7 protein-coding genes are annotated in these 7,804 nt (G+C 55.3%); 6 read left to right on the top strand and 1 reads right to left on the bottom strand.

Features of this window, described 5'->3' with window-relative positions; translation table 11 throughout:
* Nucleotides 1–587: 587 nt before the first annotated feature.
* Nucleotides 588–1,622, bottom strand: a complete 1,035-nt coding sequence (locus AKG12_RS28640) for a LacI family DNA-binding transcriptional regulator (protein ID WP_052821426.1) — start codon at nt 1,620–1,622, stop codon at nt 588–590.
* Between the two features lie 187 nt (nt 1,623–1,809).
* Between AKG12_RS28640 and AKG12_RS28635 the strand changes: the two genes are divergently transcribed.
* The 6 genes from AKG12_RS28635 to AKG12_RS28610 all read left to right on the top strand — a co-directional run.
* Complete coding sequence (locus AKG12_RS28635; protein WP_052821428.1) at nt 1,810–3,354, top strand: sugar ABC transporter ATP-binding protein; 1,545 nt, start codon at nt 1,810–1,812, stop codon at nt 3,352–3,354.
* Nucleotides 3,354–4,352: an ABC transporter permease gene (locus AKG12_RS28630; protein WP_046802156.1), complete on the top strand. Its 999-nt coding sequence runs from the start codon at nt 3,354–3,356 to the stop codon at nt 4,350–4,352. Before AKG12_RS28635 ends, AKG12_RS28630 begins: the two co-directional genes overlap by 1 nt.
* A gap of 103 nt (nt 4,353–4,455) precedes the next feature.
* On the top strand, nt 4,456–5,379 hold the full coding sequence (locus AKG12_RS28625) for a sugar ABC transporter substrate-binding protein (RefSeq protein ID WP_052821425.1): 924 nt from the start codon (nt 4,456–4,458) through the stop codon (nt 5,377–5,379).
* A gap of 75 nt (nt 5,380–5,454) precedes the next feature.
* Nucleotides 5,455–6,399 carry a sugar phosphate isomerase/epimerase family protein gene (locus AKG12_RS28620; protein WP_137087482.1) on the top strand — a complete coding sequence of 315 codons (945 nt, stop codon included), beginning with the start codon at nt 5,455–5,457 and terminating at the stop codon, nt 6,397–6,399.
* 24 nt (nt 6,400–6,423) lie between these two features.
* Nucleotides 6,424–7,458, top strand: a complete 1,035-nt coding sequence (locus AKG12_RS28615; RefSeq protein ID WP_052821424.1) for a Gfo/Idh/MocA family protein — start codon at nt 6,424–6,426, stop codon at nt 7,456–7,458.
* Nucleotides 7,459–7,489: 31 nt separating this feature from the next.
* Nucleotides 7,490–7,804: sugar phosphate isomerase/epimerase family protein (locus tag AKG12_RS28610; RefSeq protein WP_156316111.1), on the top strand; the 315-nt coding region annotated here is incomplete at its 3' end.

Here is a 7,804-nt window from a genome sequence, read left to right as displayed (position 1 = left end):
CGGGGTGGAGCAGCCCGGTAGCTCGTCAGGCTCATAACCTGAAGGCCGCAGGTTCAAATCCTGCCCCCGCAACCAAATTTTACGAAGAGATTCAACACGAAAGCCCTCTCATTGCAGAGGGCTTTTGTGCGTTTTGGACCTAGCACAGCGCAAGCACAAATCCCGCCCATCATGGCTCGCCTGAAAATCAGTCTGTTGGTAGCAGGACACAAAACGTGAATCAGCTGACGGTAGACAGGGGTAATTGCATACTTATAAATTGCTACGCAACATATGTGCTCCAGCAGCCACAGGCCTGACCGGCGGACTTGCCGTATGCTGAGATTCAGCGCATGCGCCGCCGAGACCATTGTCATTCGACCGGCAATCACCTCTAACAAACCTCGACCCTCTGCAGATCGCGCTTGCTCATCGTAATCAGTCCTATCTGCAATCTCCTAGAACTCAGTCAGACCCGGGGAGTGTGACATTCTAACTTTGCAGAAACAGGACACATTAACTTTGCGAGGTGAATACTAGGACAGATGCCGCGCTGATTTGTATCCTATCAAAAGCATGAAAGCTCTCCCCGGCTTAGGGATAACGCGTCAAATATTTGCTGCGGTGAATATCTCGAAGGGAAGGAGATGTTGCGTGACGGATGGCGTTCTGTGTGTATCCAGCGCATCGACCATGGCGCGTACCAGTGTTTCCGCCAGCAGAACCGGGGGATGTGACAGGACCGCCTTTATGACGCCATCGGCCAATCCGGCGCGCGTCTCATTTGTCAGTTCGTGAGCCACCACCACCAGACGGTTGGATGAGGTGGTGTCGCATTCGCGTAAGGCGCGCATCACCCCTGTAATGCCGCCACCCGCAACGTAAAGGCCGACCCAGTTGTCCTCTGATTTCAGAAGTCTTTGGGTAATCTCGTAGGCGATTTCAGGCTCTTCACGGGTCCCAAGCGTTTCCATCATCTGAAAGTCCGGGGCGCTCTCCCGGAAGTAGGATCGGAACCCCATCTCGCACAGTTCCTGGGAAAGATATCGATGACTTCCGACAAAGACTGCAACCTTGCCCGGATTGGGGTTCAGGTTGTCTATGAACCATGCCGCCGTTCTACCCTTTTTGACGCAATCGTTGCCCACATAGCCGGTGCGACCACGAGCGGTCAGATCAGAAATCATCGTGAAAACCGGAATACCTTCTTGCTCTAGCCCATCGACTGCCTGATTGATCTGCGGGTGGTCGGAGGTGATAACGCTGATGGCATCGCATTCTCGGCTCATCGACAACATCGTATCGGCGGTTTGTTCAGGTGTCAGTTCGTCGTCAAAGCGAATGATGGCTCTGCCGTGGGCTTCGGGATAAGTCTCGACTGCCTTCGTTAAAACCTCTGCCCACATCCGGTACAGCTTGCGGTGCGACTGCTTCAGGAGGAAGCCAAGTTTTACTCTCGGCTTCTCATTTTCAAGCCGTCGCTTGATTGCGGTCACACCATGAAAGCCGATTTTTTCAGCAGCGGCGAGCACGCGTTCAGCCGTTTGGGGCCTCACCGGATCTCGTCCGTTCAGGACGCGATCTACGGTCGAGACTCCAACATTTGCGGCCTTTGCGAGGTCTGAAATGGTAGGGCGCGACATGGATAAGAACTCCCAGAATTTGAAAGTAATTATGGGAGTTTCTGAGAGATTCGTCCAGTGCCAAATTGACAGAATGGTGGCTGTTGTGGTGATTTATCACGAAGGAAGAGGAGCCATTCGTCGATAAGAATGGATCGTCGCGGAAACGCGATTTGGGAGGAATGCAGAAATGTCTGCCGCAATTACGATGCATCCTGACGGGTGTGCGAACGATATCGCTTTGCCGAAAGGCGGCCTTGTTCTCGAAATGCGCGAAATCGTCAAGGCATTTCCAGGCGTGCTTGCCCTTGATCGCATGAACCTCAAGGTTCGCCCCGGTACGGTTCATGTTCTCGTTGGAGAAAATGGCGCCGGCAAGTCAACCCTGATGAAAATCCTGAGCGGCGCCTATTCGATCGATGGCGGTGAGATTCTCTTCAAGGGTGAAAAGCTGGCAGGACAGGACACCTCGGGTGCCCTTGAGATGGGTATTTCGATGATCCACCAGGAACTCAGCCCCGTCCTGGACATGACGATTGCGGAAAACATCTTCCTTGGTCGCGAGCCGATGGTGTCAGGCAAAGGCCTGTTTTCCCACTTTGTCGATTTTCGCAAGATGAACACCGATACACGGTTGCTGCTTGCGCGCGTCGGATTGAAGTTCGATCCCGAGACGCCGATGCGCGACCTCTCCATCGCGTCGATGCAGCTTGTCGAGATCGTCAAGGCCATTTCTCGCGAGGCGTCGCTGGTCATCATGGATGAACCAACGTCGGCAATCAGCGACACGGAGGTTGCGATGCTGTTCAGACAGATTGCCGATCTGAAGGCTGGTGGTGTCGCCATTATCTACATCACCCACAAGATGGATGAGATTTTCCAGATTGCCGACGACATCACTGTCATGCGCGACGGCCAGTTCGTTGGCGCGGGGCCAGCTACCGAATACAACGAGACAAGACTGATCTCACAAATGGTTGGCCGTACCATTTCCAATATCTTTCCGAAGGAAGAAGTCCCGATCGGCGAGGTCGTTCTGTCAGTCGAGAACCTTTCGAGGCATGGCGTGTTCTATGACGTCAACTTCACGGTGCGTGCCGGCGAAATTGTCGGTCTGGCGGGCTTGATCGGCGCAGGGCGCACGGAAGTTGCGCGCGTGATCTTTGGTCTGGATAGCGCTGATGAAGGCTCGGTCCGGCTCAATGGAAATGCTCTGACGCTGACGTCTCCCGCTGACGCTATCGCGAGCGGGATCGCCATGGTTTCAGAAGACCGAAAATCCGAAGGTCTGGTTCTCTGCCGATCCGTGGGAGAAAACATATCGCTTGCCAATCTTCGCAAGTTCACGTCGGGCCTCTTCATCAGCGAGCGGCAGGAAGAGACCGCCGCACAGCGTATGATCAAGATGCTGCAGATCAAGACGCCCGATACGGCGATGATTGTCGAAAACCTGAGCGGCGGAAACCAGCAGAAGATCGTTCTTGCCAAATGGCTCTTGGGAGATCTGAAGCTCCTGATCCTCGATGAGCCTACCCGCGGCATCGATGTAGGATCGAAATCTGAAATTCACCGCCTCATGACCGAGTTCGCACGACAGGGGCTGGCCATCATCATGATCTCGTCGGAATTGCCCGAAGTGCTCGGGATGAGCGATCGCGTCGTAGTGATGGGCGAGGGGCGTGTGGCGGGAGAACTGACAAGAAGCGAGGCGAATCAGGAAAACATCATGCGCTTCGCTACGGGAGGACATTGATGAGTACTGACCAGATGACAACCAATACCAAACCGCGTCTGAGATTGAGTGATCTCGATTTCGCGCATATCTATCGCAAATATGGCACTATTCTGATTTTCGTCGGGATATTCATTCTGGCGTCGTTTCTCAGTCCGACATTTTTGACTGAAGCCAATCTCACCAACGTACTTCGGCAGGTTGTCGTTGTCAGTCTGCTGGCATGCGGCGTGACCTTCATCATCATTCTCGGGCACATAGATGTGTCGCTCGGCTCCGTGCTGGCGTTGTGTGGGGTAATTTCCGCGAGCGTGATGGCAACGACCGGCAGCATAACGCTCGCGATCATTGCGGGCATTGCTGTTGGTATTGTCACAGGAGCGATCAACGGCTTCGTCATTACATTTTTCCGGATCCCTTCGTTTATCATGACCTTGGCAATGACGACGGTCGCGCGCGGGACGGTCCTGCTCTACACCGCCGGCGCCCCGGTTTCAGGTCTGGGTGACTTCAAGATCATCGGTCAGGGATCCATCGGGCCGTTTCCGATCTCGGTGCTTATTCTGGTGGCATTTGCCCTGATATCCTGGGTCCTGCTGAACAAGACCAAGTTCGGCCGCTATATCTACGCCGTTGGCGGAAATGAGCGCGCGGCACGGGCGTCAGGTATCAACCCGGACAGCATAGTCATGCGCGCCTTTATCTTCAATGGCATCCTTTGTGCTGTCGCCGGTATCGTTCTGATGTCGCGCATCAACTCCGGTCAGCCGGCGGGCGGCGTCGGCTATGAGTTCGACGCGATCACGGCAGTCGTTGTCGGCGGCACCAGCCTGATGGGCGGTACCGGAACGATAACCGGAACAATCGTCGGTGCGATGATCATCGGCGTCATCAACAACATCCTCAATCTCATGAATGTCAGCTCATACTGGCAGCAGATCATCAAGGGACTGATCATAGCCGTGGCCGTGATCCTTGATGTCTGGACCAAATCGGCCCGCAGAAAGAAGAAGGCCTGAAAAAGCGGCTCAGCCGCCGATGAAAACGGCGGCGGGCAACCTCTGTGTCCGCGCAAAAGCGCCCCACCAAATGACATCACCATTTCAATCGGGAGGAGACCCTATGAAACTGATCGCGAAAATTGCCCTAGCCTGCGCCGTCTCGGCAGCCGCGCTCTCAGCAAGCGCAGCCTCGGCAGCCGACAAGTTCGTCGTCGGATATGCCAACATGGCAGACACGGACGTGTTCGTCATGGCGCGTAAGACGGCCTTCATCGAGGCTGCCAAGGCAGACAAGGACATTGACGTCAAGTTCACCGATGCCAATAACGACATCAGCAAGCAGCTTGACCAGATCGACAATCTCATCGCCCAGAAGGTCAATGCGATCGTTGTGGTCCCGGTTGACTACGAGGGCATCGTTCCAGGCGTTGAGAAGGCCAATGAGGCCGGTATTCCCGTGATTGCCCTGGGTATCCAGTCGGCGGGCGGTAAATCGACATTCGTCGGCTCCAAGAACATCGATGCCGGTAAGCTGCAGGCTCAATACATGAAGGACAATCTGCCGAAGGACGCGCAGATTCTTTATCTCCAGGGCACACCAGGCCTTTACCACTCGCAGGAACGGATGAAGGGCTTTGAAGAAGGTCTCGATCGCCCTGACGTCAAGATTATCGCGAACCTTTCCGGAAATTATGACCGCGCCGAAGGCATGAAGGTTACCGAGGACTGGATCCAGAGTTTTCCGAAGTTCGACGCAATCATTGCGGCAAATGACCAGATGGCACTCGGCGCTCTCCAGGCCCTTCAGGCTGCTAACCGTCTTAACGGTGTGATGATCTCCGGTGTCGACGGCGTTCCCGATGCGCTTCATGCGATCAAGGCGGGCGAGATGTCACAGACGATCTTCCAGAACGCTGCCGGTCAGGCGGAGGCCGCTTTCGAAGTCGTTGAAACCATCAAGAAGGGCGAGCAGCCGCCAGCCGAAAAGCTCGTGCCGTTCGAGTCAATCACCAAGGACAATGTCGACCAATACGCGAAGAAGTAATTCCCCCCAAGACGCGTGCCGGGGCGCGGTGCCCCGGCGCGCAAAGCATACAGGCATTTTTTGGAGCCAATGGAAATGATGCGTCTAAGCCTTGTGACCGACATTCTCGGTCACCTCTCCTTCGAAGAGATGATCGATACAGTTTCGAACCTCGGTTTTGAAGCCGTTGAGCTAGGATGTGGCAACTGGTCAAAGGCCCCGCATTTGCGGCTGGATGAACTTCTTGCAAGCGAGACCGCACGTTCCGATTTTCTTGATGCGCTCAAGCGTCGCGGACTGACGATTTCGGCACTTAATTGCTCAGGTAATCAGCTGCATCCGGGCCCGAGCGGAGCCGAACATCGCGCCGTTGTCGACAAGACGTTCCGCCTTGCTGAGAAGCTCGGTGTCAAGACTGTGGTAATGATGTCCGGATGCCCGGGCGGCACACCGACCGATCAATTGCCAAACTGGATCACCCACGTCATTTTGCCGGAGCATGAGACCGCTCTCGACTATCAGTGGAACGATGTTCTCATCCCCTACTTCCAGAAGGCGGGACAGCTAGCGAAGGAGTGCGGGATCAAGATTGCCATCGAAAATCTTGGGGCAACGATGATCCACAATCCGGCCAACATGCTGCGTCTGCGAGAGCATGTTGATCCGGTTGTCGGCATGAACTTCGATCCCAGCCATCACATGTGGATGGGCGGCGATCCGATTGCAGCAGTCCGGTTGCTCGGCGATGCGATCCACTACATGCATGCCAAGGATGTGAGGTTGGAGCGTACGCTCGCCGAAGCCAATGGTCTGATCGATACCTATTGGATCAACGACATTGCAAAACGTTCCTGGAACTACGTCGCACTTGGACACGGCCATGATGTGCAGTGGTGGAAGGAGTTTTTCGCAGTCGCCCGTCTTACTGGCTACGACGGCCCGGTCAGCCTCGAGATGGAAGATGCCGGCATGGAGCCACTGATCGGCGTCAAGAAATCACTGACCACCCTGAAACTTGCGCTGCCGCGCGACTTCGACTGACAATCCCTCGACAGGACAAATCAAATGACCCTCAAAATCGGTGTTATCGGAACTGGCGCGATTGGCCAGGAGCATATCGAGCGCCTTCATAACAGGCTGGTTGGCGCAACTGTCGTCGCCGTCAACGACATCAACAGAAAACAGGCCGAGGCTGTTGCTAAAAGTATCACTCCGGCGGCGCGCGTCTTCGACAGTGGTCAGGCACTTATCGCCGATCCGCAGGTCGATGCGATCGTGGTGACTTCCTGGGGGCCGACACATGAGGAATTCGTCCTTGCTTCCATCGCTGCGGGCAAGCCGGTCTTTTGCGAAAAGCCACTCGCCACGAGTGCACAAGCCTGCCTCAACATCGTCAACGCCGAAGTCGCAAGCGGGCGCCATCTTGTGCAAGTCGGTTTCATGCGCCGCTACGACCGAAGCTACCGGCTTTTGAAGCAGCAAATCGACAATGGCAATCTCGGCGCGCCATTGATGGTGCATTGCGCGCACCGCAACCCATCGGTTCCTGATGTCTACGCTGGGGACATGGCGATCACGGATTCATTTGTTCATGAGATTGATGTCCTCAGATGGCTTCTGGACGATGACTATGTATCTGCGCAGGTGGTTTTGCCGCGCAAGACACGTCACAGCCGCAAGGATCTCGACGATCCCCATATGATCCTGCTCGAAACCAAGAAGGGCATCAGGATCGACGTCGAAATCTTCGTCAATTGCCCCTACGGATATGACATTCAATGCCAGGTCGTCGGTGAAGATGGTATTGGCTATCTGCCTGAACCGATGAGCGTCCTGTTGCGCAAGGAGGCAAAGCTCAGCCACGAGATCCTGCAGGATTGGAAGTTGCGCTTTATAGACAGCTACGATGTCGAACTACAGGAATGGATCGGGTCCGTGAAGGCTGGCGTCGTGCGCGGGCCGACTGCCTGGGATGGTTATTTCGCCTCCGCGACTGCCGATGCTTGTGTCGTTGCCAAACATTCGGGCGGTATCGTGCCAATCGAAATCGGCAACCGCCCGGTTTTTTACGACCCGCAGCCAAAATTGTCGGCCGCCTGAGCGTCGAAATCAGGAAGGAGAGAAAACATCAATGAAACACGCGCTTGATCCCCACATGATCCGGCATCTTTCCCTTGAGGAAACATGCCGGAAAACCGCGGAACTGGGCTACGACTACGTAGAGCTTTCCCCACGCCCCGATTTTCTGTCGTGGTGGACTCGTCCCAAGGTTTATCCAGAGCGCGTGAAGTCGTTCAAGACGGCGCTCAAGGATCATGGAGTTGGGTTGGCGACGCTCCAGCCGATGTATCGCTGGGCAAGCCCCTATCCGGACGAATGGGAAGTGGCGATCGACAACTGGAAACGCGCCATCGAGATCGCCGTCGAGATGGAATGCCCGATGTTC

Origin of the sequence: Agrobacterium sp. SUL3, from assembly GCF_001263295.1 — a bacterium.
In the GTDB taxonomy this organism is placed as follows: Bacteria; Pseudomonadota; Alphaproteobacteria; order Rhizobiales; family Rhizobiaceae; genus Agrobacterium; species Agrobacterium tomkonis.
The sequence above is the reverse complement of the archived record's forward strand: the minus strand, read 5'-3'. Positions and strand labels throughout refer to the sequence as shown.

Bases quoted from the DNA above. Each gene is read 5' to 3' on its own strand.
- AKG12_RS28640 (WP_052821426.1), bottom strand. From the start codon at position 1,622: ATGTCGCGCCCTACCATTTCAGACCTCGCAAAGGCCGCAAATGTTGGA.
- AKG12_RS28635 (WP_052821428.1), top strand. From the start codon at position 1,810: ATGCATCCTGACGGGTGTGCGAACGATATCGCTTTGCCGAAAGGCGGC.
- AKG12_RS28630 (WP_046802156.1), top strand. From the start codon at position 3,354: ATGAGTACTGACCAGATGACAACCAATACCAAACCGCGTCTGAGATTG.
- AKG12_RS28625 (WP_052821425.1), top strand. From the start codon at position 4,456: ATGAAACTGATCGCGAAAATTGCCCTAGCCTGCGCCGTCTCGGCAGCC.
- AKG12_RS28620 (WP_137087482.1), top strand. From the start codon at position 5,455: ATGATGCGTCTAAGCCTTGTGACCGACATTCTCGGTCACCTCTCCTTC.
- AKG12_RS28615 (WP_052821424.1), top strand. From the start codon at position 6,424: ATGACCCTCAAAATCGGTGTTATCGGAACTGGCGCGATTGGCCAGGAG.